This window comes from Micromonospora cremea, from assembly GCF_900143515.1.
In the GTDB taxonomy this organism is placed as follows: domain Bacteria; phylum Actinomycetota; class Actinomycetes; order Mycobacteriales; family Micromonosporaceae; genus Micromonospora; species Micromonospora cremea.
This window is the reverse complement of record NZ_FSQT01000001.1, coordinates 833,794-858,725: the sequence shown is the minus strand read 5'-3', so window position 1 is coordinate 858,725 and position 24,932 is coordinate 833,794. Positions and strand designations below refer to the sequence as shown.

Below are 24,932 nucleotides of genomic sequence, written 5' to 3'. Positions count from 1 at the left end.
GTCGAGGCTCCCGGACGCGGCGGCCGGCCCCACCAGCAACCGGACCACCGCGCGCCTGGACAGGACGAAGTCGCCGCCCGGTCCTGTTACTCCCGGACCCAGCCGTCGCGCGTACGACTGCCTCCTCGACCCAATCCTTCACGACGGAGAACCGCTTCTTCCCGCATTCGCGCCGTTCATGTCAGCGGCGGAGCCAGCTCGCCCTGCTGAGCCGCACGCCGATGGCCCGTCGCTGCCGGCGTACGCCAAGCGGATGGCTCTGAGGCGGTCAGGTCGAGCAGATCTCCAGTGGGCAGCGGCATCAATACCGAGGGCGACGGCGCTGGCCGCGGGGGCGGGGGAAGCTCGGGCGCCGGCGGCAAGGGGTTGGACCAGAACGTGGATGAGGGGGAAGGTGCGGCTGGACGCGGCGGCGACGCGGCGGCGCCCGGCTGCGGGTTGCCTGGACGCCACTGACCGTCGAGGCGACCGGCGACGGCGCCGAGGGAGTCGGGATGGCCGCGCACCGGGCCAGGTGGGGCAACCGGCCTGAGCGGTCAGGTCGTCCAGGACGGCGTCGATGTCGGCGCGCAGGCGATCGACCTCGGCCGGGCCGGTGATCCGGGTCAGATCCTGCTGGGCCTGATCGATCAATTGTTGGGCCTCCTCGAACCATCGCGCCACGACGGCGGCGCGGGCGCGGGCAATGATGCCTTCGATATCGCGTACCTCCGCTCGCTCGCGATACAGGACCTTGTCAGCGACCAGAGCGCACTGTTCGGCCCTGCGTTGCGACTGCCGAATCCACAGCGCCGTCACCAACACCAGGGCTGCGGCCACAGCGGCGGCCAGCCGCAGGGCCCGCCGCATAAACGGTCGCGGCGGGGCCGAGGCGAGGAAGTCGGCGGTGGTATCGGCCCGAACCCGGTCCAGCCGCGCGTCGCCGCTCGTTGGCAGGTGAGGGTCGGGTGCAGCGGGGAAGGCGGCCGGATGGCCGACGATGCGCTGACCCTCTTTCTCGCGGGCGACGTGATGACCGGCCGTGGGGTGGACCGGATCCTGCCCCGGCCGGGCCCGTCCGACCTGCGCGAAGGCGCGGTCCGTGACGCGGAGACCTACGTCGGGCTGGCCGAGTCGGTCAGCGGGCCGATTGCTCGGCCGGTGCCACCGCGGTGGCCCTGGGGCGTCGCCCTGTCACTGCTGGACCAGCTGCGGCCGGACGCGCGGATCGTGAACCTGGAGACCGCGGTGACCGGCCGGGGCGAGCACGCGCCGGCCAAGTCGGTGCACTACCGGATGCACCCGGACAACGTGTCCTGCCTGGCCGCCGCCCGGCTCGACGTCTGCGCGTTGGCCAACAACCACGTGCTCGACTTCGGCCCGGTGGGCCTCACCGACACCCTCGACGCGCTGGCCGGGGCTGGGATCGCCGCCGCCGGCGCCGGCCGGGACGCCGCGGCGGCGTGGGAGCCGGCCCGGGTGGACCTCGGCCGAGGTCGCCGGATGCTGGTCTTCTCGGTGGCCGCCCCGTCCAGCGGGGTGCCCCCGTACTGGGCGGCCACCGCCGATGGGCCCGGGGTGGCGTACCTGCCGGAGACCTCCGCCGCCACCGCCGAGCAGCTGGCGCGGCGGATCGCCGCCGAGGCCGAGCCCGCCGACCGGGTGCTGGTCTCCGTGCACTGGGGCACCAACTGGGGGTACGAGGTGCCGGCCGAGCACGTCGAGTTCGCGCACCGCCTGCTCGACGCCGGCGTGGACGTGGTGCACGGGCACTCGTCGCACCACCTCCGACCGGTGGAGGTCTACCGGGACCGGCTGATCCTCTACGGCTGCGGGGACCTGGTCGACGACTACGAGGGCATCAGCGGGCAGGAGGTGTACCGGCCTGAACTGCGGCTGCTCTGGCTGCCCGCCCTCGACCCGGACACCGGCCGGCTGCGCGGCCTGCGGGCCGCCCCGGTGCGGATCCGCCGGATGCGTCTGGAGACCGCGAGCCCCGACGAGGCGCGCTGGCTCGCCGATCTGCTCAGCCGCCTCGGCACCCGTTTCGAGGTCGACGCCGACGGGCTGCTCACTCTGGCCGGCGACTGACCCGGGTGGCCCGCGCTGCTCAAGCCTGCCTCGATCTCGCCAACCTCAATGCAATGGTGCCGTAGCTTCTATTGTTGGTCTGGCGGGTAGGCCGCGTAGACCCTCTCGCGCTCCCGGCGAGCAGCCCTTCTCGGGTCGGATTGATCGTCTTCTGGCCGGTAGGTCGTCAATGACTCGTAGAAGCCGGAGCTGGGGAGCCCATTGCGACCCGCCTTTACGGCCAGTACCGGCAGGAGCACATGCCTCTCCGCCCACGAGCATTCAGCGACTGCGATCAGCGTCGCGACCATCGAAGGGCCTCGACGGGAGAGCCCAGGGACCTTGTCGCTCAAGGCGGAGTACGACATCGTGCAGCGTTCCTTTGCGACGCGCTTGAGGACCGAATACGCGGCAGTGACGACGGTGGGGTTGGGTTTCACTCGCTCTTCCTCTCGCTAATCAGGTGCGGTGATAGATCGTTGCGCCAGGAGGGGGCGCGGGTGCCGTTGCCTGCTGGTCCGCCGAGGGCGCGCTCAGGCCGGGTCGAGCTGCACGGTGGCGATCTCCCAGGCGCGCATTGGAAGGCGCACGATGCCATCGCCGTCGACGACCAGCTGTGCACCCCGCCGGCCGAGCAGGTCGGCCCGCCACGCGCCCTGCAGGGCCCGCCCGGCCCGGATGACGGCGACGCTGTCCGCCGGTGTCTGCGCCACCACCCGCAGCTCGGTACGGCCGCCTCGGTCGCGGACACTCGTCAACGCGACGCCGGGGCCGTCCACCGCCAGTCCGGTCACCGGGGCCGGCAGCGCGGTGGACGGCTCGGCCGTGCCGGAGAAGGCCAGCAGCTCGTGTCGGTAGGCCTCGGTCGCCTCCACCACCCCTGCCTCATGCCAGGCGCCCCGGAACGGCAGCATCGCCAGCTCGATGCTGCGCCCCCCGCGGCACTGCGCCAGCGCCGTGGGTAGCTGCGGGCCGGCGGGCTCGTCGCGCAGGGCGTGCCGGTTGCGGGACAGCATCCCGATCGAGCGCAGCAGGGTGACGGCGAGTTCGCGACCCGAGTCGGTCAGTTCGTACTCCGTCGGCTGGGTCAGCAGCACGGCCAGCGACCCCTCCGGGCCGCCGGCGGCCACGAACCCCGCCGCTGGGAACGTCGGCAGCGGTACCTCTCCCCCGCCGCCCTCCGCCGTCAGCCCCCGTTCGACGACGGCGAACTGGCCCTCCGCGTACGACGACCGGGCCGGTGACGGCAGCGGCAGGTGCAGGCGTACCCGATGGTCGTCGCAGCGGTTTTCGAAGTCGATGCGCAGCCGGGCAAACCGCTCACCGGCGCGGAGTTCCACCCGGGTGGTGACGATGATCGTCTCCCGGTCCACCGCGCGCGAGCCGGCGTCGACGTCGGCCGCCGCCGGCCAGCGGTACTCGCGGACCACGTCGACGACGGCGACGAGCGGCCCCTCGTGCCGCAACACCGTCCGTACCGCCCGGGGCTTGTCGATCAGCTCGTCAGCAGCCGGTGGGGCGTAGTTGTAGCTGTCGCCCACGTCGCCGCCATCGACGATGCGGCCCACCCCGTGCACGGTCAGGCCGTCCGAAGTGGACAGCCGCAGGGTGCCGTCCTCGACGACCTCGACGCGGAGCAGGCCGTTGTCCATGGCGCGGTCGTCGACCGTCACCGCTCCGGACGCCATCGCAGCACCGGCCGGCAGCGCCACCGGCCGCACGGCGGCGTGCCCGAGCGCGGGTACGTCCACCAGCGCGGCGACGGTCAGCCGGGGGGCGGCGACGATGCGGACCCGCCACTGGTCCGGCTGCCCGGCGTCGGCCAGCGCCAGCCGGACGTCCTCGACGTCGAAGGCGGGGTCGCCGTGCCGGGCCACCTCGAAGGTGAGGGTGGCGTCGGCGCGCGACACCGACCAGCGGCTGATCTCCTGGCCGTAGAGTTCCCGGCCATGGACCCGGGTGAGCACCGCCGGTAGCTCGGCGGTCGGCACCAGGTCGTCCGCGAGCAGCGTCCGGGCCCGGTCGAGGACCTGCGCGGTCACCACCTGGCCGTCCGCGCCGGCCAGCCCCGGCGCCGCGTCGCCGGGCGCCTCGACGTCCAGGCGTACCAGGGCGGTCCGGGGGGTCGGGCTGGGGTTGAACAGCAGGTATCCGTCGTGCGGCACGGCGGCGGCCAGTCGGGCGCCGACCAGGTCGCAGACCGCCCGGCCGAGCTGATCGGCCTCGGCGAGGCGGGCGGCCACCTGCTCGGCGGTCTCGTCGCAGCCGCACCCGGTCACCGAGTCGTGGCAGCTGGCGTCGATCAGCCGGGTCCACGCCATGTCCAGGAAGCGCTGCACGGACGGGTCGTGCCAGAGCGCGGCGAGGGGTTCGGCGTACCGCTCGACCCGGCGCTCGGCGCGGCCCATCGCCTGCTTCAGGTGGGTGCGTACGGAGATCACACCGGGCAGGATGTTGGCCCGGGCGTGCGAGCGCAGCTCGCCAGCCACGACGGGCAGCCCGTCCACGGTGGACGGCTGGGTGGCGAAGTACTCGGCGAGGGTGCCCAGCCGCAGCCGGGTGCCGTTGAGATCGGCGGCGGCGAGCAGGTCAGGGGCGTCGGGGGCCGGCGCCGCGTGGTCGGTGCCGTACATGGCGAGGATCGGGCTGCCGTTGCCGTCCGGTCGCCAGGCACCGAGCCGGGCGGCCAGGTCGGTGGCCCGGCGGGTGACGAGCGTGGCGTCGTCCATCAGGCCGGCCGCGTTGCCATACCCGCCGGGCAGGTACTCGGTGCGCACGGCCGTGCCGTCCGGGGCCTGCCAGGCGAACGCATGGGTGCGGACCCGGTCAGGTACGCCGCGGAACACGCAGGCGTGCGCCAGCCGGGCCCCGGCCAGGATCTGCGGCATCTGCGCGATGTGACCGAACATGTCGGGCAGGTAGCCGACCGGCATGGCTCCGCCCAGGTCAGCGCTGCGGGCCAGCCCGCGCTCCAGGTTACGGACGATGTTCTCCCCGGAGCAGAGGAACTCGTCGAGCAGGATCTGCCAGGGCCCGATGGCCAGCCGTCCGGCGCGTACCAGCGCCGCGACCTGCTCCCGCCGCTCCGGGCGGACCTCCAGGTAGTCGTCCACCGCGGCGAGCTGCCCGTCCAGGGTGAAGCGCTGGCGCGGGTCGTGCTCCATCCGCTCGAACACGTCGTCGAGCAGGCCCACCAACCGCAGCCGGAACCGCTGGAAGGGCTCGTACCACTCCCGGTCCCAGTGGGTGTGCGGTACCACGATGATCTCGACTGCTTCCGCCATCAGCGTGCCGCCTCTCCGCCGATCGCCGCCCCGGTCAGCTCCCCGAAGCGGCGTACCACCTGTTGGCTCGTGCGTAGGTCGGTCGCGCCCTCGGCGACCCCGGTCAACGGCGGGGCGCCCGCGGTGACCATCGCGTGGAACGCGACGAGTTGCTGCTCGAACGCCTCGGTCACCGACCGGAACGCGGCCCGTCGCTCGCCACCGTGCTGGGAGTCCACCGCGGTCAGCGTGGTGGGCGCGTTGAGCAGGTACGGCGAGGGGAAGACCAGCTCCAGGGAGCCCCGGGCGTGGTGCAGGGTGACCGTCTCCCGGTAGGCGGGATAGTCCGGCAGGTTGAGCCACCGGATGCCGTAGCGGGCACCACCGCTCAGCCGTCCGCTGACCTCCACCGACGGCTCGACCGGGCCGTTCGGTGCGACGGGCCAGGTCGCGACGTGCTCCACGGTGGCCGGCGGGCCGGTGAAAAGCCGCAGCAGCGACAAGTCGTGGGAGATGCTGTTGATCAAGATCTGGTAGAGCGTCCGTGCAGCGGGGTCGCCGCCCACCGCGGCGTCGAGTAGCCGCGAATCGGCCGCCCGCAACCGGTCCCCCGCGCCGGGCGGCACGTCGCCGGGGGCCGGCGGCAGGTTGGCGAACGCCAGTTGCCCCTCACCCCCGGGGTGCAGGACGGTCACCTCCACCGCGTGGATCCGCTCGGCGCCGCCGAGCTCGTCGAGCAGACGCGCGGCCTCGGTGACTGCCGGGTCGTACTGCTTCATGTAGCCGACCATCAGCGACGGCGTCGCGCCGCTCAGCTCGGTCAGCCGGGCCGCCTCGGCGAGGGTGTAGGCGAGTGGCTTCTCGCAGAGCACCGGCACGCCCGAGCGCAGCGCCAGCGCGGCCAGCTCACCATGCGAGCCGGAGGTCGCCAGCAGCGCCGCGTCGTATCCGCCCTCAACCAGCATCGCGCTGGCGTCGGTGTACCGCCGCTCCGGTTCGACGCCGTACCGGTGGCCGAGCTCGGCCACCCGGGAGGCAGAGAGGTCGCCGAGCGCGATGACCTCGAACAGGTCCGCACGCCGCTGCAGCAGCGGCAGATGCACCGTACGGGCGACGACTCCGAGCCCGGCCACCGCGATCCTGATCCGCTTGCCCGGCTCCGTCATCGGGCCGCCTCCTCGAGCCACCGCCGGTTGGCGCGCTGATCGGCCAGGATCCGGTCCAGGTCCCGGCCGAGCGCCGGCGCGTCCTGTTCGATCACCAGCCAGCCGGTGTAGCCGATGGCGTCGAGTGCGGCGAGCACCCCGGCGAAGTCGACGTCGCCGGTGCCCAGGGGGCAGAAGCCGCCGGCGGCCACCACCTCGGTCAGGCCGCCGCCGGCCGCCCGGACCCGCTCGTGGACGGTCAGGTCGCCGTCCTTCAGGTGCACCTGCCCGATCCGGCCGGCCCACCGGCGTACCGCCGCGACCGGGTCCCCGCCGGCCAGCAGCAGGTGCCCGGTGTCCAGGCAGACGGCGACGTCGGTGAGTTCGAGCAGCCGGTCAGCCTCGGCTTCGGTCTCCACGTCGGTACCGAGGTGGTAGTGGAACACCGGCTCGAGGCCACGGTCCCGGCAGCGGTCGACGGCCTGCTGGACCCGGGCGGCGAAGTCCGGCCAGGCGCTGGCCGGCAGCGCCGAGGTCAGGTCCGGCGGGATGCCCGGTCGGGCCATCCTTGCGGGGTTGCCGGGGCAGGCGAGTGTGGGTCGGGGCGCGAACCGGGGGTCGTCGACGGGGGCGGCGGCGAACACGTCGAGTGCCGCGTCGAGCTGGGCCAGGTCGTCGGTGAAGCCGTCCGGGTCAGCGAACCGCAGGTCGACCCAGCCGCCGGCGAGCCCGATGCCGTTATCGCCCAGCCGCTGGGCCAGCAGCTTGCCGGTGCCGAGGTAGCCGATCGGCCCGGAGTCCACTCCGGCGTATCCGTCCCGGTTGAGGGCCGCCAGCAGCTCGTCGGGGCCCGGGGATGCGCCGGCCGACTGATAGATGCCGTAGTTGACGGGTGCGCCGGCCACCCGCGTGCGTCCGGTCAGATGCATAGTGCGATCACCTCCATGCGGTGGGACTCCAGGACGTGCAGGCCGTCGCCGGCCGGGAACAGGCACCGGTCACCGCGGACCGCTCGGTGGCTGCCGTCGGGGTAGCCGAGCAGCGTCCCGTCGGCGTCGAGCGCCAGCAGTTCCTCGCCGAGGCGGAGCAGCAGGGGTTCGTCGGGACCGGCGGAGACAGCGGTACGACCGGCGCGCAGCGCGTCCAGCACGGCGCTGTCGGGCGGCGAGTCGCCGTCGACCAGTACCCAGGTCGTGGGCGAGCCGGGCGACACGCCGTCGCCGGGGCGGTGGAAGTCGCTACCGCCGACCGGTACGACGTCCGGACGCCACGCCTGCGCCCACGCCAGCGGGGCGCCCCAGGTGCGGTCCCACCAGCCTGAGTGCCAGACCTCGGCCAGCCGGGTGCGGGCGGTCAACGGCTGCCGCCAGGCGCAGTCGGCGCCCAGGGGATGGTTCACCGACATCAGCCCGCCGGCCCGTTCCGCGGTGGCCAGCCACTCGTCCGGCGGCTGCCGAAAGTCGATCCAGCCGACCCGGCCGAACACATTGGCGTGTCCCCGGTCGGTGGTCACCTCCTGCCCGGGCACCAGCGCGATGCCGTACCGGGCCGAGGAATCGGGCAGCCAGGGGTGGTGGCTGACCGTGTTGTGGTCGGTGACGGCGAGGAAGTCCAGTCCGCGGGAGGCCGCCAGGGCGGCCAGCTCGTCGATGGTCTGCACGCCGTCGCTGTGCACGGTGTGTGCGTGCAGGTCCCCGGGGATCCACCGCTGGCCGTCCACGGCGGGCAGCGCCCGGCGGGGCGGGCGGTCGGGGCGCGGCGGAGCGGCCGGCTGCGCCGGCGCCTCGGGTCTTTTGGTGCTCACGGTGGCGGTGACCTCGAAGTCCAGCCCGTCCGGCGGGATCCGGTGCAGCCGGAGCAGCACCTGCCACTCACCAGGTTCCAGCTCGCCGGGCAGGTAGCCGGGGGTGGCCCAGTCGGGGGCCACGGTATAGCCGTCCCGGGCGCCACCTGACCAGCCCCGGAAGCCGGCCGGGCCGAGGCAGCCGAGGTCCAGCACGCCGGTCTGTCGGGGGTAGTCCAGTCGTACGGTCAGGGCGGCGGTGCCGGGCGGGACGGTGACCGGGAGGGTCCGCAGCACACTTTCGGCGCGGTCCCGCAACGTCCACCTGCCCCGGTGCACCGCCATGGTCACCGCTCCGCGTCAACGCCGGTCCGGGCGGTAGGCACGGCCGGTGCCGGCGCTGTGCTCACCAGTTCCCCGTCCCGGTAGAGCAGCGATCGTCCGGGCCGCGGTACCACCCACCCGGTGTCACCGGGCTCGGGTTCGCGTCCCTCGGGCACGACGACCTGGAGGCTGGTTCCCGCGACCCCGACGGCGTCACCGGCGCCGTCCATCACCGCGTCCCCGGTCGGCACGTCGAGGGAGACCAGCGAGAAGCTGCCCAGGTTCTCCACTACCACCACCTGCCCGCTGAGGGCACCGGGTACCGGTTCCGGGGAGTAGTCGAGGTACTCGGGCCGGATTCCGTAGACCAGCTTCTCGCCGTCGGTCACCCGGTCGTCGGCGTCCTGCGGCATCGGCAGCCGCGTACCGGCGACGGCCAACTCGCCGTCGTGCACCTCGGCGTCGACCAGGTTCATCGGGGTGGAGCCGATGAACCCAGCGACGAACGTGTTGGCCGGGCGGCGGAAAACCTCGGTGGGGGTGCCGACCTGGCGGATTCGGCCGCCCTCCATCACTGCGATGCGGTCGGCGAGGGCGAGCGCCTCGGCCTGGTCGTGAGTGACGAAGACGGTGGTGACACCCAGCTCGCGTTGAAGCCGCTTGAGGAACGTGCGCGCCTCCAGGCGCAGCCGAGCGTCGAGGTTGGACAGCGGCTCGTCGAGGAGGAACACCTGAGGGTGGCAGGCCATCGCCCGAGCGAGTGCCACCCGCTGCTGCTGACCGCCGGAGAGCTGCCCCGGGCGGCGCTCGAGCAGCGCGGACAGGCCCAACTCGTTGGCCGTATCCGCGGCCTTGGCGGCGCGGCTGCGGCGGTCCACCTTCCTGATCCGCAGCGGGTAGGCGATGTTCTCCTGAACGGTCATGTGCGGATAGAGCGCGTAGTCCTGGAAGACCATCGCCACGTCCCGCTTTCCCGGCGGCAGATTGGTGACGGTGCGCTCGCCGATGAGCACGCTGCCGGCGGAGGCCACCTCCAGCCCGGCGATGGTGCGCAGCAGCGTGGTCTTGCCGCAGCCGGACGGGCCGAGAAGGGCGAAGAACTCGCCGTCGGCAATCTCCAGGTCGAGGGCGTCCAGGGCCCGCACCCCGTTGGGGTAGACCTTGGTCAGCTCGCGCATGGCAATGGCGGACATCAGCGCTTGATTCCTCCGTGGAAGCGAAACCCGTACCGGCTGCTGACGAAGACGAACATGAGCGCCACCGGCAGCGAGTAGAGCAGCGAGAACGTGGAGAGCAACCGCAGGTCGGCCTGGCCGCCCTCGGTGTAGAGGGTGTACATGATCACCGCGGCGGGCGCCTTCTCCGGCCCGCGCAGCAGCAGGTACGGCACCAGGAAGTTGCCCCAGACGTTGGCCACCGCCCAGACCCCCACGGTGGCCAACCCGGGCCGGACCACCGGCACCACGATGTGCCGCATGATCTGCAGCGCGCTGGCGCCGAAGACCCGCGCCGACTCCTCGTAGGACGTCGGTGTCGAATCCATGAAGTCCTTGAGGATGAAGATCGCCGCGGGCAGCAGCCCGCCGCTGAGGATCAGGATGACGCCGAGCCGAGAGTCGATCAGGTTGAGCCGGAACGCCAGCTCGAACAGCGGCACCATGGTGGCCGTGCCGGTCACGATCGATGAGAGCAGCAGCAGCCCGTAGAGCAGCGCGTCGCGGCCGGGCACCCGCACCCGGCTCAGCGCGTACGCGGCCAGCGCCGCGAACGTGACCACCAGGGCGGCGGTGCCGGCGGCCAGGTAGACCGAGTTGAGCAGCGAGCTGAGCGCGTACGGGTTGTCCAACAGGGCGCGGAAGTTGTCGAGGGTGAACCGCGGCAGCGACGCGGTGATCGTCGGGGTGTCGTCGAAAGGCGCGGTCGCCAGCCACAGCAGCGGCAGCGCGAAGAACCCGAGGACGGCGCAGAGGAAGGTGTAGCGCCCGATCTGGGCGAGCAGGTGGCGTACGGCGATGGTGGGGCCCTCGCCGGCCGGATCGGTGGCCGGTGCCGGCGCCGGCGCCGGCGCGGTACCGGTGTTCATGCCTTTTCCTTCCGGCGGCCCAGCATGCGCAGGTAGACCAGCGCGATGACCAGATTGATCAGCAGCATGATGAACGAGATCGCGGCACCGAAGCCCAGATCACCGCCGGAGAGCGCCACCTTGTAGACGTAGACCGGCAGGATCTCCGAGCGCTGCTCGGGGCCGCCGGCGGTGATGAGGAACGGCGCGAAGTCGTTGAACGTCCAGAGACTGATCAGCAGCAGGTTGGTCAGCACGTGCCCGCGGATGCGCGGGAAGACCACGTCGCGCAGTTGCTGCCAGGTGGACGCGCCGGCCAGCCGGGCGGTCTCCAGGTGCGAGCGGGGGACGTTCTCCAGCGCGGCGGCGTAGAGCATCATCGAGAACGCCGTGCCGCGCCACGTGTTGAAGATGATGATCGACAGCATCGGGTGGTCGAGCAGCCAGGCGGTGCCGGGGATGCCGAGCAGCGTGTTGAGCGTGCCGGCGTCCCGGTCGAGCAGGGCGATCCACAGGAACGCGACCACCGAGCTGGGCAGGATCCAGGAGAGCAGGACGAACGCCTCGACCACCCGGCGCAGCGGGCCGCGGCGGTCGCGCAGCGCGAACGCGATGGCGAAGCCGAGCCCGGCCTGGCCGATGACCGCCGAGCCGAGCACGAACTGGAGGGTCAGCACCAGCGAGCTGCCGAACCGCTCGTCGCCCAGGGCCCGGGTGTAGTTGTCCAGGCCGACGATCTCCGGGTTGGCGGCGGCCAGGCCGGTGAGCCGGTAGTTGGTGATGCCCAGGTAGATCGTCCAGGCGGCCGGCACCACGAGGAAGAGCAGGATCAGCACCATGCTCGGCACCAGGAACCCGGTGGCCCGGGCCCGGCCGAGGCCGGCGGCGTCGGGGGCCGGGGAGGCGCCCGTGGCCGGGCGCCTCCCCTCCACCACCTGGTCAGGAGGTGACGTTACCTGGGCCACCGACGATCCCTTCGACCTTCTTCTGGTACGCGGTGGCCGCCTCGTCGACGCTCTTGCCGCCGGCCACGTCCGCGGTCGCCTCCTGAAGCGCGACCGACACCTGCGGGTAGACCGCCAGCGGCGGCCGGTACGCCGTGACGGGCAGCACCTTGTCGGTGATGAAGCTCAGCATCGGGTCGCCTGCGAGGACCTCTTTGTTGACGTCCGTGCGCGCGGTGATCCGCTTCTCACCGGCGAGTTCGGCCTTGACGCCCTCCGCCGAGTGCATGAACGACAGCAGTTCCCACGCGTGCGACGGGAACTTGGAGTTGGGGTTGAGCACCCGCACGCCGCCGCCGGACATGCTCACAAAGTCCTGCCCGCGGATGCCGGCGCCGGGCTGTTTGGCGGGGATCAGCGCGTAGCCGACGGTGGTGTCCCGGTCGGCCATCTTGGCGATGCCGCCGCTCGGATTGACGACGCTGCGCCAGAAGTAGTCACCCTCGCCCAGGATGCCGATCTTGCCGGCGGCGAACTCCGCGAAGGACTTGTCGCGCCCCTTCGCCTCCTGCTGGAGCTTCGGGTCGCCGAGGCCCCCGCCGTAGACCTTCGTGTAGAAGTCGAGCACGTCCTTGACCGGCTGGCTGGCGCCGGCCCACTTGTTGTCCTTGTAGATCTCGCCGCCGGCGCCGACGAGCAGCGGCAACGCGCCCTGCATGCTGGTGGCCTCGCCCATCGCCGTGCCGGCGTTGATCTGGATCGGGGTCACCCCGGGAAGGGCCTTGAGCTTGGTGCCGGCGTCGAGGATCTCCTGCCAGCTCTTCGGCTGCCAGTCGGCGGGCAGGCCGGCCTGGGCGAACAGCTTCTTGTTGTAGTAGAGGACCCGGCCGTCGGTGCCGAGCGGGATGCCGTAGCGCTTGCCGTCGAATGAGCCGAGGCCCTGCACGGTCTCGGGAATCTGCGACCAGCCCTCCCAGGAGTCCACCTCCGAGCCAGCCACATCGGACAGGGGCTTGAGGTAGCCGGCCTGGACGAACTCGCCCACCCAGATGCCGTCCAGGGCGATCACGTCGGCGCCGCCCTTGGAGCGCAGGTCGAGGGCCTGCTTGGTCTTGTACTGCTCGTCGTCGACGCCGCTGGGCACGAAGGTGACCTTCGCGGTGACGCCCTTGGCCTTCTGGGCCTCGATGAACTTGGGGATGACCCACTTCTCGATCCACTCGGCGCCGGCGGAGCTCTTGCCGCCCACGATCGAGTTGGCGGCGATGGTGAGGGTGATGTTCTTGGCGTCCTTGCCGGCGGGCTCGGACGAGTCGCCGCAGGCGGTAGCGGCGAGGGCGACGGCGGTTAACGCGGCGAGCACGGCCGCTGCGTGTCTCGGCTTGGCTGACATGGGCTGTTTCCCTTCGCAAGGAGCGACTTCGAAGAGACTCGCGAATCACCCGCCGGCCGCAGGTCAGCCGCCGGCGGTGCTTAGCGGCCACAATGTCATGACAGCCTGACGACGTAAATACCTGTCACTGAAATGAGCGCGAAACATCCACCGTCACCGCTCTGCGACGGTCACCTCGAGGGAGTAGCGGGTGGCCCGGTAGATGTGGGCGCCGTGCTCGACGTAGCGGCCCTGGTCGTCGTACGCGGTGCGGGTCATGGTGAGCAGTGGCGCCCCGCGCCGCTCGCCGAGCATCTGCGCCTCGGCGGCGGTCGCCGCCCGCGCCCCGATCCGCTGGTGGGCGCCGCGGATCCGCATGCCACTAGCGCGCAGGATCCCGTACAGGCCGTTTGCCTGCAACGCGTCCATGCTGAGCCGCACCAGGTCGGCGGGGAGCCAGTTCTCCATCACGGCGAGGGGTTCCCCGTCGGAGAACCGCAGCCGGCGCAGGTGCTGCACGTCGTCGCCGGGCGGCACGCCGAGTGCCTTGGCTACCTCCGGCGGGCAGGGCACGGTGGCCAGTTCGAGCACTGAGGTGGACGGTTGCTGGCCTGCCCGCAGCAGGTCGTCGTGCAGGCTGGTCAGCTCCACCGCTCGCCGGATTTCGCCGCGCACCACTTGGGTGCCGACGCCTCGGCGGCGGACGATGAGTCCCTTGTCGACCAGGTGTTGGATGGCCTGCCGCACGGTGGGGCGGGAGAGCCCCAGCCGGTCGGCCAGTTGCAACTCGCTGTCCAGGCGATCGCCCGGCGCGAGGTCGCCACGCTGAATCGCCGCGGCGAACTGCTCCGCGACCTGGAAGTAGAGCGGGACCGGGCTGCTCCGGTCGACCGCGAAATCAGGGCCCGTCACGGCACCTCCTCGCCTCGGCTGCGCGGGATCTCACGGCGCGATGATGGGCGCCACTGTACCGAAGCGGTCACCGACCGCAGAGGCGGATGTCATGACAACACATTGACACAACTCATAGAGCACTGTTACCAATCAGGGACAGCAGCGAGCTGGCGGGCACGCCGTCGCCGGCCGGGACGAAGGACGCCACATGCTTGATGTGCTCACCATCGGCCGGGTGGGGGTGGACATCTATCCACTGCAGATCGCCACGCCGCTGGCCGAGGTCGAGACGTTCGGCAAGTTCCTCGGCGGCAGCCCCACCAATGTGGCCGTGGCGGCCAGCCGGCAGGGCCTGCGCGCCGGAGTCATCACCCGCACCGGCGCCGACGCCTTCGGCGACTACGTGCACCGGGCGCTGCGCGACTTCGGCGTCGACGACAGTCAGGTACGCCCGGTCGACGGGCTCCCCACCCCGGTGACCTTCTGCGAGATCTTCCCGCCCGACCACTTCCCGCTCTGGTTCTACCGCACCCCGACCGCCCCCGACCTGCAGATCCGGCCCGAGGAGCTGGACGTCGACGCGATCGCCGCTGCCGGGGTCTTCTGGCTCAGCGGGACGGGCCTGTGCCAGCAGCCGAGCCGCGACGCCCACGCCGCCGCGCTGGCCGCTCGGGACCGCCGCCCGCACACCGTGCTCGACCTGGACTTCCGGCCGATGTTCTGGCCCGACCCGGCCGCGGCCACGGCGGCGATCGCCGAGGCGCTGCCGCAGGTCACCGTGGTGGTCGGCAACCTTGACGAGGTGCAGGTGGCGGTCGGCACCCGCGACCCCGACCAGGCCGCCGGGCTGCTGCTCGAGCGCGGGCCCCGGCTGGCCGTGGTGAAGCTCGGGCCGGAAGGGGTCCTCGCCCGCACCGACACGCAGACCGTCCGGGTGCCACCGGTGCCGTTGAAGGTGGTCAACGGGCTCGGCGCCGGCGACGCGTTCGGCGGTGCGCTCTGCCTGGGGCTGCTGCGCGACTGGCCGTTGGAGCGGACCCTGCGCTTCGCCAACGCCGCCGGCGCCATCGTCGCCTCCCGTCTGGCCTGCTCGGCCGCCATGCCCGACCATGCCGAGACCGCGGCGATGGCCCGGACAGACCAGCCGGAACCGGCGCCGTCGACCGCCGCCGTCAGAGGAGAAGCCCGGTGAGCACCGAGTACGACGCGCTGACCCTCACCCGCGCCCACCGGCCGCAGGCGATCGCCGAAGCCGCCGCCGGCCGCAACCGCCGGCCGTGGCCCGACCACGGACAGCCGCTGTTCATCATCGCCGCGGACCACCCCGCGCGGGGCGCCCTCGGCGTCCGGGACCGGCCGATGGCTATGGCCGGGCGCGGCGACCTGCTGGACCGGTTGCGCCTGGCGCTGTCCCGGCCCGGCGTCGACGGCGTGCTCGGCACCCCGGACATCCTGGAGGACCTGCTGCTGCTCGGCGCATTGGAGAACCGCCTGGCCATCGGCTCGATGAACCGCGGCGGCCTCTCCGGCGCCAGCTTCGAGCTCGACGACCGGTTCACCGCGTACGACGCCGACAGCATCGCCGCCATGCGTTACGACGGCGGCAAGATGCTGTGCCGCATCGACCCGGACGACCCGGGCAGCGCCTCGACCCTGCACGCCTGCGCCCGGGCGGTCACCGCGCTGGCCGCCCACCGCACGATCGCTCTCGTCGAGCCGCTCTGGGTGGGGCGCAGCGACGGGCGGGTCCACGCCGACCTGCGGCCGGAGGCGGTCATCAAGGGCGTCAGCGTCGGTCAGGCCCTCGGCGCCACATCGGCGTACACCTGGTTGAAGCTGCCGGCGATCGATGAGATGGAGCAGGTGATGGCCGCGACCACGCTGCCGGTCCTGCTGCTCGGCGGCGACCCGGTGGAGGCGCCGGACATGGTCTACGCGCGATGGGAGCGGGCGTTGCGCCTGCCCGGCGTCCGCGGGCTGGTGGTCGGCCGGGCGCTGCTCTACCCACCGGACGACGACGTGGCCGCCGCCGTCGATCTGGCCCACTCGCTGCTGCCCACGGGCGAGCCGGCATGAGCACACGGAACCCCGACGCCCACCTGCCCTGGGGGACGACCGCGCGGGCGCCCTGGGCGGTGGAGATCACCCCCGAGCGGGCCGGCTGGACCTACGCCGGGCTGCGCGTGCTCTCCCTGCCCCAGGGCGGCCAGGTCACCTTCGACACCGGCGACGAGGAAATGCTGGTGCTGCCGCTGGCCGGCGCCGCAACCGTGCACTGCGACCGGTTGCGGCTCGTGCTGACCGGCCGCGCCTCGGTCTTCGCCGCCGTCACCGACTTCGCGTATCTCCCCCGGGACGCCACCGTGACCGTCCGGGGCGAGGGCCGGTTCGCCCTGCCGTCGGCTCGCGCCACCCGACGTCTCTCGCCCCGCTACGCCGCCGCCCGGGACGTGCCCGTCGAGCTGCGCGGCGCCGGTCCGGCCAGCCGTCAGGTCAACAACTTCTGCGCGCCGAACGCCTTCGACTGCGACCGCCTGGTCGCCGTGGAGGTGCTCACCCCCGCCGGCAACTGGTCGTCCTACCCGCCCCACAAGCACGAGGAGGACCGGGCGTACGACGACGGCCGAGTCGAGGCGGAGCTGGAGGAGATCTACTACTTCGAGGTGGCCGGCGGGGCGCCCGGCGACCCCGACGGCCCGGTCGGCTACCAACGGGTCTACGGCACCACACGTCGGCCAATTGACGTGCTGGCGGAGGTGCGCGGCGGCGACGTGATACTCGTTCCGTACGGCTACCACGGGCCGTCGATGGCCGCGCCGGGCTATCACCTCTACTACCTGAATGTGCTGGCCGGGCCCGCCCCGGCGCGAAGCATGGCCTGCGTGGACGACCCCCGTCACGGCTGGATCCGCGGCAGCTGGGCCGACCAGCCGATCGATCCCCGATTGCCGCTGGCCGGACCCACCCAGGGAGGCGCGTGATGCCCAGGCTCACGGTGGCGCAGGCGCTCGTGACCTTCCTCGCCCGGCAGTGGTCCGAACGGGACGGGCACCGGCTGCGGCTGATTCCGGCCTGCTTCGGCATCTTCGGGCACGGCAATGTCGCCGGGATCGGCGAGGCGCTGGCCGGGCCGGCGGGGACGGACCTGCCGTACCACCTGTGCCGCACCGAGCAGGGCATGGTGCACACCGCGGCGGCGTACGCCCGGATGAGCGACCGGCTGAGCACTCTGGCCTGCACCACCTCGATCGGCCCGGGCGCGACGAACCTCGTCACCGGAGCGGCGGGCGCCACGGTCAACCGGCTGCCGGTGCTGCTTCTCCCCGGAGACATCTTCGCCTCCCGGCCGGCCAACCCTGTGCTCCAGGAGCTGGAGGACCCGCGTTCCTACGATGTGAGCGTCACCGACGCGCTGCGGCCGGTCTCCCGCTACTGGGACAGGATCAACCGACCGGAGCAGCTCCCGGCGGCGCTGCTGGCGGCCATGCGGGTGCTGACTGATCCGGTGGAGACCGGCGCGGTCACCCTCGCCCTGCCGCAGGATGTGCAGGCCGAGGCATACGACTGGCCCGAGGAGCTCTTCGCCGACCGGGTCTGGCATGTTCCACGCCCCCGTCCGGACGACGCGGCAGTCGCCCGGGCGGCCCGGGTCGTCACGGCGGCGCGCCGGCCGGTGGTGGTGGCCGGCGGCGGGGTGATCTACAGCGGAGCCTGCGACGCGCTGCGCCGCTTCGCCGAGGAGCACGGTGTGCCGGTCGCCGAGACCCAGGCCGGCAAGGGCGCCCTGCCGTCCGACCATCCGCTCGCCCTCGGCGCCGTGGGAGTCACCGGCACCAGCGCGGCCAACGAGATCGCCGCTGGCGCGGACCTGGTGATCGGGATCGGTACCCGCTACAGCGACTTCACCACCGCCTCGGGCACCCTGTTCGGCGGGGACACCCGTTTCGTCAACCTCAACGTCACCGGATTCGACGCCGCCAAGCTCTCCGGCCTGCAGGTCGTCGGCGACGCCCGGGAAAGCCTCGCGGCCCTCGGGGCGGCGTGCGCCGGCTGGGCCACCGAGCCGGCCTACGGCGCGTCGGTCGCGGAGCTGGGCCAGCGGTGGACGGCCGTGGCGGATCGGGCCCTGCACGCCGACCCTGACGCGCGGCCCACCCAGACCGCCGTCATCGGCGCGGTCAACGACGCCGCCGGGCCGCGTGACGTGGTGGTATGCGCGGCCGGGTCGATGCCTGGCGACCTGCACCGGTTGTGGCGCAGCGCCGACCCCAAGAGCTACCACGTCGAATACGGGTACTCGTGCATGGGCTATGAGATCGCCGGCGGGATCGGGGTCAAGCTGGCCGCGCCGGACCGGGAGGTCTTCGTGCTGGTCGGCGACGGCTCCTACCTCATGCTGCCCACTGAGCTGATCACCGCGGTGGCGGAGGGGGTCAAGCTGGTCGTCGTGCTGGTCGACAACCGGGGCTTCGCCTCGATCGGCCGGCTCTCCGAGAGCGTCGGCGCGCAGCGGCTCGGCACCGCCTACCGGGACCGGTCGGGTGCTCCCCTTGCCGTCGACCTCGGTGCCAATGCGGCGAGCCTCGGCGCGGACCTTATCCGGGTGGCGACGATCGAGGAGCTGAGGGCAGCGCTGGCCACCGCGAAGGCGGCCGACCGGACGACCGTCATCCATGTCGAGACGGACCCGCTCGTCGCCGGACCGGACGCCGGGGCCTGGTGGGACGTACCGGTCGCCGAGGTCTCCGCGCGCGGCGAGACGCAGGCCGCGCGCGCCGGGTACGAGGCGGGGCGCAAGGCACGCCGCACGCACCTGCGGCCGGGATGAGACAGCGGACACGAAGAAGGCCTCCATCGACCGCTCGCCGCACGGCCGATCACCGCTGACGCCCGTTCGCTGGCCGCCGGCTTTGCCTCACCGACACGGTCGCAGGGATCGAAGCTGGTTCGATCGAGGGCTGCGACGGGAGGCGCCATGACGGCGTCTGCAGGCGCAAACTGGCGGGAGCGGCCGGCGCGGCGGCCAGCCACCGAGGGATGGCTCCTGGGCGGTCCCGCCGACGACCGCATCACGCCGATCGAGCTCGACGCCTTGGGACAGCTGCCCGCAGCAGTGGTGCTGCAACAGAGCGGGGTCTATGTCGGCGCCGACGACCAGCCGAACGCGACCATCCCGCATCGATACATCCTCATCTCGACCGACGATCCGCCGACGTTCCACTACGCCGGATCAATCGACTACGACGATCGCCCGGCCTGACGCGCCACCCGAGTCCCGAGACAGCCGTCTTGGTTAAGTTCCGGGTGCGGCGGCGCCATCGGTCGACCCTCGCCGGGTGACGGGCGTGTTCAGGATGAGCGGAGCTGCTCGCGGAGCCAGGCCCGGTTGGGGTTTACGACAGCCTGACCGCCGAGCACGACGGTGGGCACGGTCTCGTTGCCGTCGGCTACCGCCCGGACGGCGGCAGCACCCGCCGGGTCGTGCCAGATGTCCACCCAGTGCGCCCGCCGGGCGAGCCGGCCGAGGGAGAACCGGAGTTGGAGGCAGTAGCGGCAGCCGGGGCGCCAGTACACGATCGGCCGGCCGTCCGCCGCGCTGGCCCGCTGCGCTTCGGCGGCGGCCACCGAGCGGGGGAAGGCCCACGGCGACAGCAGCAGTGCCAGCGCCAGGAAGATCAGCAACTCGGCGCCGCCGACGGCGGGCATATCGGCGGCCAGTTGCGCCACCGCCACCAGCACGCCGCACGCCGCCATCAGGATCGTCAGGGTCCACCGTCGCAACACGCCGGGAACCCTACCGTCAGACACGCGGATGGGCCGTCATCGCTCGTCACCCCCGACCCGCAGCGTCTCCCGCATCATCGATCAGAGCCTGGCAGTAACGCGGTCAGCCCCGATCGCATGATCGAACACTTGTACGATGCGCTGGTGGAGGACGTGGCGGGACGCTGGTGGAACGGCATCTGGGGGCGCTTGGGCCGCCGGGATGTGTGGCTGACCCGTGAGGTCCGGTGGAAGGTCGTCGCTCGCGCTGGCGACAGCGAGAACGGCCGGGTGCTGCGCTGGGAGTTCGACACCGAGGCGGACGCCCTGGCGATGGTCAAGCGCCTCCTGGCCGTCGACGTGGGCGGCCAGTGGCGCAAGCAGGCCGGCGACAGCGCACCGTCTTCGCCACAGCAGGCATAGTCCGGTCGGCGGGGCGTCCCGCGGAGGACGCCCCGCCGGTCTCGGGGCTGTCAGGAGCTGCAGGTGTTGAGCATGCTCTGCAGGGCTGACTTCTCCGACGATTGCAGCTTCAAGCCCCAGCTGTACTTCACGGTGATCCACATCTTGCTGTAGGTGCACCGGTACGACGACAGGGACGGCTGCCAGGTGGAGGGGTCCTGGTCGCCCTTGGATTGGTTGACGTTGTCCGTCACCGCAATCAACTGCGGACGAGTGAGGTCGTTGGCGAAGCTCTGCCGGCGGCTGGTTGTCCAGGAGCTGGCGCCGGAGCGCCACGCCTCAGCGAGGGGTACGACGTGGTCGATGTCGACGTCGGAGGCCGCCGTCCAGGTCGCCCCGTCGTACGGGCTGTACCAGCGACCCGAGGTCGCTGCGCAGGAGCTGTCGACCACGACGGAGGTGCCGTCGCGCTTGAGGACCTGCTCGCGGGTGTTGCAGCTACCGCTGATCGTGATCCAGTGCGGGAACAGGTCCCGTGAGTAGCCGCTGGTGGAGCCCTGCGCCGCCACGGTCAGGGCGTTGAGCTGAGACTGGGCTGTCGCCTTCGACGGGATCCCGGGAGGTGTGGCCGACGCGGGTTGCGCGCTGACGCCGACCAGACCGGCGCCTGCGATGGCGGCGAGGACGACTGCGGCGGCGTGACGCGTGACGCGTGGGAAACGGGCTGAGACTCGGGTTACCCGCATGGGGGGCCTCCTGGGCGCTGGGTGGATGGCAACGGTCTCTGACGAGCATGTCCATCGAAGGACGTGTTTGGGAAGGGGTGCGGAATCGGCGACAAAACTTCGAAGCGCTGCGCTGGCGTGCGGACACGAGCTGGACGGACCCAACCGGACCTCGTCCGCCTTTCATTCCGCATACCGCCATCGACTGTTCGGCATCTTCCAGCGCCACCCCCGTACGCCCCTCAACCATGAGAGAGGAGGTGAGTGAAATTCGAGTTCGATGTCGTGGGTCGGTCCTGCGGTGACTCCAGCCCGCCGCCGTGTCGGCACCACCCAGGGGCTGCGTCCGCCGCTCACACCGATGCTGGCCAAGGCCGTCGACGCTGTCCCTGAGGCATCGGATCTGGCCTACGAGCCCAAGTGGGACGGCTGGCGGGCACTGGCCTTCCGCCGGCCCGACAGCGTGTACCTGCAGTCCAGAGCCGGCCGGGACATCACCACCTACTTCCCCGACATCACCCGAGCCGTCACCGAAGCCGTCGAGCCGGGTGCCGTCCTCGACGGCGAGCTGGTGGTGTGGGAAGGCGAGCGAACCAACTTCGCCCACCTGCAGCGACGAGTCACCGCCGGCGGCCAGCTCCCCGACATCGCCCGACGCCACCCCGCGCACTACGTCGTCTTCGACCTGCTCAGCACCCCACCAGGCCGACCACTACTGGACCGGACCCTGCACGAACGACGTGCCCTACTCACACAGCTACTCGCCGACGCACCCGCCCAACTCACCCTGTCCCCACAGACCACCGACCTCGACCAAGCCGCCGAATGGTTGACCACCTGGACCGCCGCGGGCATCGAGGGCATCGTGATCAAACGCCTCGACGGGCGCTACGAGCCCGGCCGACGAGGATGGCTGAAAGTCCGGGCATACCGCACCACCGAAGCAATCATCGGCGGCGTCACCCCCAGCACCGACAACCCCGAGACCCTCCTGCTCGGCCGCTGCGACCAACACGGACGACTGCGCTACACCGGCCGAACCACCCCGCTAAGACCGGTACAACGCGCCGAACTGGCCGCCCTGCTCACGCCCGTCAACCCGGAGGGGTCACACCCGTGGCCGCAACCTCTCCCCGCCGCGTGGACCGGACAACTCGACCGCCCCCAACCCCTCCCCTACAGCCCCGTGCTCCCCACCATCGTTGCCGAAATCGACGTCGACACCGCCTACGAACACCACCGGTGGCGACACCACGTCCGCTACCTACGCCCCCGCCTCGACCTCGCCCCCGCCGACGTGCCACCGGCCGACGGTCAACGTTGAGGCCCGGTGCGAGGACCCGCTGCACCCGCATGTCGCAGCAGACGACCTGCCGACTGGTTAGCTTGTGTAACGTCCGTCAGGTGATCTTCAGGAGAGCCTGTTACTGGCAAGGCTTACCGTGACGTCGACATTGCGCCCGCCGTCAGCACGAGCCGGCGGCGCGCCGAGGCCCACAGGGCGGTGCCACCGGACCGGTGGGAGGCGAGAATGCGGGTCAGGTCCCGCGCACGCCGCTGTTCGTCCGCAGACCCCAGTGCGGTCGCCCAATCGCCAGCTTTCCCGCCTGTGCCGGTACTTCGGCCACCCTGGCTGCATATATCGCCGAAAGTCGTGCGAAGGTGCGGGCGCGATCAGCAGAGGTTGTACGCGCTGGTGTACTGAACCGGACCGTCCAGGCAGGTGGCCGTCCGGCGTGGGTCTGATTCGCCCGCAGCCGACGCACCTCGTCGTTCATCGCGTCAACGCCGCCCTGCCTGCCCTTACTCACCGCCACAGACGCGGGCCAGAACATTGGCCGCCCCCCGGGACGATGTCAGTACCCTTGGCGCAGCCAGGCGACACTGCAGTGGGCGCGCCGTGGCTGCGTGTGGCGGGCCGCAGCGGGTAATGGTCCCAGGCACGTTGACCATCGACACAGCGACTAGGAGCGAGTGATGCGCACACGACACGCCTCGGCCGATAACCTCGCTTCCGTAGGCTTCTCGGTCCTGCGCTCCGCACTGGCAACGAATATCTTGTGGATCGGTGCGCTCAAGTTCAAGCAGTACGAGGTCGAAAACAACGAGCCCCTGGTCACCTCGAGTCCGTTGTTCCTGCGGGTCCGCGAGAAGCTGGGCGCACAACAGCTCAACCGACTCATCGGTGTCACGGAGATCACCGTGGGCTCTCTCATCGCCGCAAAGCCGTTTGCGCCCAAAGCGTCGGCGATCGGTAGCTTCGGGGCGGTCGGGATGTTCCTCACCACGCTCAGTTTCCTGGCCACGACGCCCGAGATTCGGCAGGAAGGGCAGGGGATCTTGAACCTTTCCCAACTGGGACAATTCCTGTTGAAGGACACAGTGCTTCTCGGTGCCGCTCTCCTGACCGCTGCCGAGTCGCTGCGCGCCGCCCGCTCTCAATGATCCCCGGAAGGGCGCTACGAGCGGTGGACGCGTAAACAATGACAGTGTTTAGGCCGTCGCAAGGCAGCGAGAGGGCAGCAGGCCCCACGGCTCCCCGCCCACATCGAAGCTGGTCCAGGCGGCCCGGAAGTTCCTTCGGGACGGAGAGGTCAAGCTCGGCCGGTGAAGCTGCTGGCGGAGTCTTGACATCCACAGGAGCATCGCGGACGGTCGCCCAAGGCCAGCGACGCGGACCGCTTTGACTTCTCGTTTACAAGTTTCTGCGCGCTTCGTCCGGCGTTGTCCACCTGGAACACCCACCCACTCCAACCATCGCCGCGAACGATCATCGACGCCAAGCTGGAACGCTACCGGCAGCCCTCGACGCCGGCGCCGACCCAGCGGTCGTCACCGCATGGATCGCTCAGACCCAGGCCGAACGCGCCTGCGCGGAAGCCGACATCCGCGCCAACGCGGGCAACAGCCCCGACGAATGAGCCGAGCAGAAATCAGGGGCTTGGTCCAAGCGCTCGGCGAGGTGGCCGCCGTGCTCCGCGATGCCGATCCCGCCGGCAAGGCCGAGGTCTACCGGCAACTCGGCCTCCGCCTGAACTACCAGCCTGAAACGCAAACGGTGTGCGCTGCGGTCGATCTCAACGAGCACCGTGGGGTAATGGTGTGTGTCCGAGGGGGACGTTGACTCAAATCCATGATCGCCGTTCATGGCGAACTGCAACTCACGCCCAGATGACCGCATCAGCCCTGTCAAACCCGGGCCATGAGGTGGCAGCTGGGCGAGTAGTTGAGCTTTCAGTCGGCGTAGGTCTGGAGCGATTCCGCCTCGACGAGCTGGATCGCTCCGCGCTCGCCGCCGCCGGCGACACCCAGCGGGCCCGTAGCGACCCGGCCGTCCGGCACTTTGGCGCCATGCTCGACAAGGGCGCCCTGGTGCCCGCCGGCGACGGCGCCCGGATCGGTGGCATCACCACCGAGGAGTGGCGCGCCCGGAGCCGCTGACTGTTCCCACGGGCGGTGGCCAGGCCCCGGCCACTGCTTCGTTGGCGTGCTCATGCTCGGACCGCCTCGATGATCGTCTCAGCGACCTCGCTTGGCCGGGACACCGCCATCGCGTGCGAGCCGCCAGCGACCTCGCGCTGGCCCCGCGGGTCGGCCCGCTCGGCCATGAACCGATGCGCGGCGACCGGGATGTTTTTGTCGGCGTCTCCGAACACGAACCAGCTGGGCAGCAATCGCCAGGCTGGGTCGCCGGAGAGCGCGTCATTCAGGCCCTGTTCGGTGATCGGCCGCTGGGTCCGGGCCATCAGCGCGGCAAGGTCGGCCGGCACGTCCGCGGCGAACTGCGCGTGGTAGGCGTTCTGGCCGATTGCCACCTCGTTACCACCGCTCGACACGGGGTACTGCACCAGCGTGTCGGCGAGCGTACTGCCGGGGAACTTCCCGGACAGTGACAGCGCCGACTCGCCGGTGTCCGGGCAGAAGGCGTTGACGTACACGAGGGCCCGCACCGATGATTCGTCAGCCGCGGCCTGTGTGATCACCATGCCGGCGTACGAATGGCCGACGAGGATGACCGGGCCGCCGATCCCGTGTATCACGTCCCGCACGTACGCGGCGTCGCTTGCGATGCCCCGCAGCGGGTTGGCGGCGGCCACCACGTCGTACGCGGCGCCCAGCCGCTCGATCACACCGTTCCAGCTCGCCGACTCAGCGAACGCGCCGTGCACGAGGACGATGGTGGGCTGCGGATCGGACATGACACAC

At 71.5% G+C, this 24,932-nt stretch carries 24 protein-coding genes; 10 read left to right on the top strand and 14 right to left on the bottom strand.

The features are described 5' to 3' along the window. Positions 1 to 138: 138 nt before the first annotated feature. Positions 139 to 849, bottom strand: a complete 711-nt coding sequence (locus BUS84_RS37245; protein WP_143728217.1) for a hypothetical protein — start codon at positions 847 to 849, stop codon at positions 139 to 141. 120 nt (positions 850 to 969) lie between these two features. On the opposite strand from BUS84_RS37245, the gene BUS84_RS03895 reads away from it, so the two are divergent. Then, complete coding sequence (locus BUS84_RS03895) at positions 970 to 2,070, top strand: CapA family protein (protein WP_074308812.1); 1,101 nt, start codon at positions 970 to 972, stop codon at positions 2,068 to 2,070. A 512-nt stretch (positions 2,071 to 2,582) separates the two neighbouring features. Here BUS84_RS03895 and BUS84_RS03890 read toward each other — a convergent pair. From BUS84_RS03890 to BUS84_RS03850, 9 genes are all read right to left on the bottom strand, one after another. Then, a complete protein-coding gene (locus BUS84_RS03890; protein WP_074308810.1) occupies positions 2,583 to 5,333 on the bottom strand; it encodes a glycoside hydrolase family 38 N-terminal domain-containing protein in 2,751 nt (916 codons plus the stop codon). After that, positions 5,333 to 6,478 (bottom strand): Gfo/Idh/MocA family protein, encoded by a 1,146-nt coding sequence (locus BUS84_RS03885; protein ID WP_074308808.1) that lies wholly within the window; start codon positions 6,476 to 6,478, stop codon positions 5,333 to 5,335. Before BUS84_RS03885 ends, BUS84_RS03890 begins: the two co-directional genes overlap by 1 nt. Continuing rightward, on the bottom strand, positions 6,475 to 7,386 hold the full coding sequence (locus BUS84_RS03880) for a sugar phosphate isomerase/epimerase family protein (RefSeq protein ID WP_074308805.1): 912 nt from the start codon (positions 7,384 to 7,386) through the stop codon (positions 6,475 to 6,477). Before BUS84_RS03880 ends, BUS84_RS03885 begins: the two co-directional genes overlap by 4 nt. After that, positions 7,377 to 8,585 carry a CehA/McbA family metallohydrolase gene (locus tag BUS84_RS03875; protein WP_074308802.1) on the bottom strand — a complete coding sequence of 403 codons (1,209 nt, stop codon included), beginning with the start codon at positions 8,583 to 8,585 and terminating at the stop codon, positions 7,377 to 7,379. Before BUS84_RS03875 ends, BUS84_RS03880 begins: the two co-directional genes overlap by 10 nt. A 2-nt stretch (positions 8,586 to 8,587) precedes the next feature. Beyond that, positions 8,588 to 9,757 (bottom strand): ABC transporter ATP-binding protein, encoded by a 1,170-nt coding sequence (locus BUS84_RS03870; RefSeq protein WP_074308799.1) that lies wholly within the window; start codon positions 9,755 to 9,757, stop codon positions 8,588 to 8,590. Beyond that, complete coding sequence (locus tag BUS84_RS03865) at positions 9,757 to 10,647, bottom strand: carbohydrate ABC transporter permease (protein ID WP_084757143.1); 891 nt, start codon at positions 10,645 to 10,647, stop codon at positions 9,757 to 9,759. The genes BUS84_RS03870 and BUS84_RS03865 overlap by 1 nt, the downstream gene beginning before the upstream one ends. Then, entirely contained in the window at positions 10,644 to 11,591 is a 948-nt protein-coding gene (locus tag BUS84_RS03860) for a carbohydrate ABC transporter permease (protein ID WP_208869513.1), read from the bottom strand. The genes BUS84_RS03865 and BUS84_RS03860 overlap by 4 nt, the downstream gene beginning before the upstream one ends. After that, a complete protein-coding gene (locus BUS84_RS03855; RefSeq protein ID WP_074308797.1) occupies positions 11,566 to 12,963 on the bottom strand; it encodes an extracellular solute-binding protein in 1,398 nt (465 codons plus the stop codon). The genes BUS84_RS03860 and BUS84_RS03855 overlap by 26 nt, the downstream gene beginning before the upstream one ends. Before the next feature lie 153 nt (positions 12,964 to 13,116). Beyond that, positions 13,117 to 13,854 (bottom strand): GntR family transcriptional regulator, encoded by a 738-nt coding sequence (locus BUS84_RS03850; RefSeq protein WP_074308795.1) that lies wholly within the window; start codon positions 13,852 to 13,854, stop codon positions 13,117 to 13,119. A 190-nt stretch (positions 13,855 to 14,044) separates the two neighbouring features. Between BUS84_RS03850 and iolC the strand changes: the two genes are divergently transcribed. The 5 genes from iolC to BUS84_RS03825 all read left to right on the top strand — a co-directional run bounded on the left by iolC (position 14,045) and on the right by BUS84_RS03825 (position 19,096). Beyond that, positions 14,045 to 15,028 carry a 5-dehydro-2-deoxygluconokinase gene (gene iolC / locus BUS84_RS03845; protein WP_074308793.1) on the top strand — a complete coding sequence of 328 codons (984 nt, stop codon included), beginning with the start codon at positions 14,045 to 14,047 and terminating at the stop codon, positions 15,026 to 15,028. Beyond that, positions 15,025 to 15,912, top strand: a complete 888-nt coding sequence (locus tag BUS84_RS03840; protein WP_074308791.1) for a Cgl0159 family (beta/alpha)8-fold protein — start codon at positions 15,025 to 15,027, stop codon at positions 15,910 to 15,912. The genes iolC and BUS84_RS03840 overlap by 4 nt, the downstream gene beginning before the upstream one ends. Next, the gene (gene iolB / locus BUS84_RS03835) at positions 15,909 to 16,817 is read left to right on the top strand and encodes a 5-deoxy-glucuronate isomerase (protein ID WP_074308789.1); all 909 of its coding nucleotides are present in this window, start codon (positions 15,909 to 15,911) and stop codon (positions 16,815 to 16,817) included. The genes BUS84_RS03840 and iolB overlap by 4 nt, the downstream gene beginning before the upstream one ends. After that, positions 16,817 to 18,664 (top strand): 3D-(3,5/4)-trihydroxycyclohexane-1,2-dione acylhydrolase (decyclizing), encoded by a 1,848-nt coding sequence (gene iolD, locus BUS84_RS03830; protein WP_074312013.1) that lies wholly within the window; start codon positions 16,817 to 16,819, stop codon positions 18,662 to 18,664. Before iolB ends, iolD begins: the two co-directional genes overlap by 1 nt. A gap of 147 nt (positions 18,665 to 18,811) precedes the next feature. Continuing rightward, a complete protein-coding gene (locus tag BUS84_RS03825) occupies positions 18,812 to 19,096 on the top strand; it encodes a hypothetical protein (protein WP_074308786.1) in 285 nt (94 codons plus the stop codon). Between the two features lie 89 nt (positions 19,097 to 19,185). Here BUS84_RS03825 and BUS84_RS03820 read toward each other — a convergent pair whose 3' ends face one another. After that, the gene (locus tag BUS84_RS03820) at positions 19,186 to 19,620 is read right to left on the bottom strand and encodes a glutaredoxin domain-containing protein (protein ID WP_074308784.1); all 435 of its coding nucleotides are present in this window, start codon (positions 19,618 to 19,620) and stop codon (positions 19,186 to 19,188) included. A 117-nt stretch (positions 19,621 to 19,737) separates the two neighbouring features. Between BUS84_RS03820 and BUS84_RS03815 the strand changes: the two genes are divergently transcribed. Beyond that, positions 19,738 to 20,022 (top strand): hypothetical protein, encoded by a 285-nt coding sequence (locus tag BUS84_RS03815; RefSeq protein ID WP_244298360.1) that lies wholly within the window; start codon positions 19,738 to 19,740, stop codon positions 20,020 to 20,022. A 50-nt stretch (positions 20,023 to 20,072) separates the two neighbouring features. On the opposite strand, the gene BUS84_RS03810 is transcribed toward BUS84_RS03815, so the two are convergent. Then, a complete protein-coding gene (locus BUS84_RS03810; RefSeq protein WP_074308782.1) occupies positions 20,073 to 20,747 on the bottom strand; it encodes an HNH endonuclease family protein in 675 nt (224 codons plus the stop codon). 280 nt (positions 20,748 to 21,027) lie between these two features. On the opposite strand from BUS84_RS03810, the gene BUS84_RS03805 reads away from it, so the two are divergent. Both BUS84_RS03805 and BUS84_RS03800 read left to right on the top strand, forming a co-directional pair. Further along, positions 21,028 to 22,050: an ATP-dependent DNA ligase gene (locus BUS84_RS03805; RefSeq protein ID WP_244298359.1), complete on the top strand. Its 1,023-nt coding sequence runs from the start codon at positions 21,028 to 21,030 to the stop codon at positions 22,048 to 22,050. A gap of 653 nt (positions 22,051 to 22,703) precedes the next feature. After that, complete coding sequence (locus BUS84_RS03800; RefSeq protein ID WP_074312006.1) at positions 22,704 to 23,171, top strand: YkgB family protein; 468 nt, start codon at positions 22,704 to 22,706, stop codon at positions 23,169 to 23,171. 403 nt (positions 23,172 to 23,574) lie between these two features. On the opposite strand, the gene BUS84_RS03795 is transcribed toward BUS84_RS03800, so the two are convergent. After that, complete coding sequence (locus tag BUS84_RS03795) at positions 23,575 to 23,814, bottom strand: hypothetical protein (protein ID WP_074308780.1); 240 nt, start codon at positions 23,812 to 23,814, stop codon at positions 23,575 to 23,577. Between the two features lie 119 nt (positions 23,815 to 23,933). Between BUS84_RS03795 and BUS84_RS37240 the strand changes: the two genes are divergently transcribed. After that, positions 23,934 to 24,167, top strand: a complete 234-nt coding sequence (locus tag BUS84_RS37240) for a hypothetical protein (protein WP_143728216.1) — start codon at positions 23,934 to 23,936, stop codon at positions 24,165 to 24,167. A 50-nt stretch (positions 24,168 to 24,217) separates the two neighbouring features. On the opposite strand, the gene BUS84_RS03790 is transcribed toward BUS84_RS37240, so the two are convergent. Next, positions 24,218 to 24,925 carry an alpha/beta fold hydrolase gene (locus tag BUS84_RS03790; RefSeq protein ID WP_074308778.1) on the bottom strand — a complete coding sequence of 236 codons (708 nt, stop codon included), beginning with the start codon at positions 24,923 to 24,925 and terminating at the stop codon, positions 24,218 to 24,220. Positions 24,926 to 24,932: the final 7 nt, after the last annotated feature.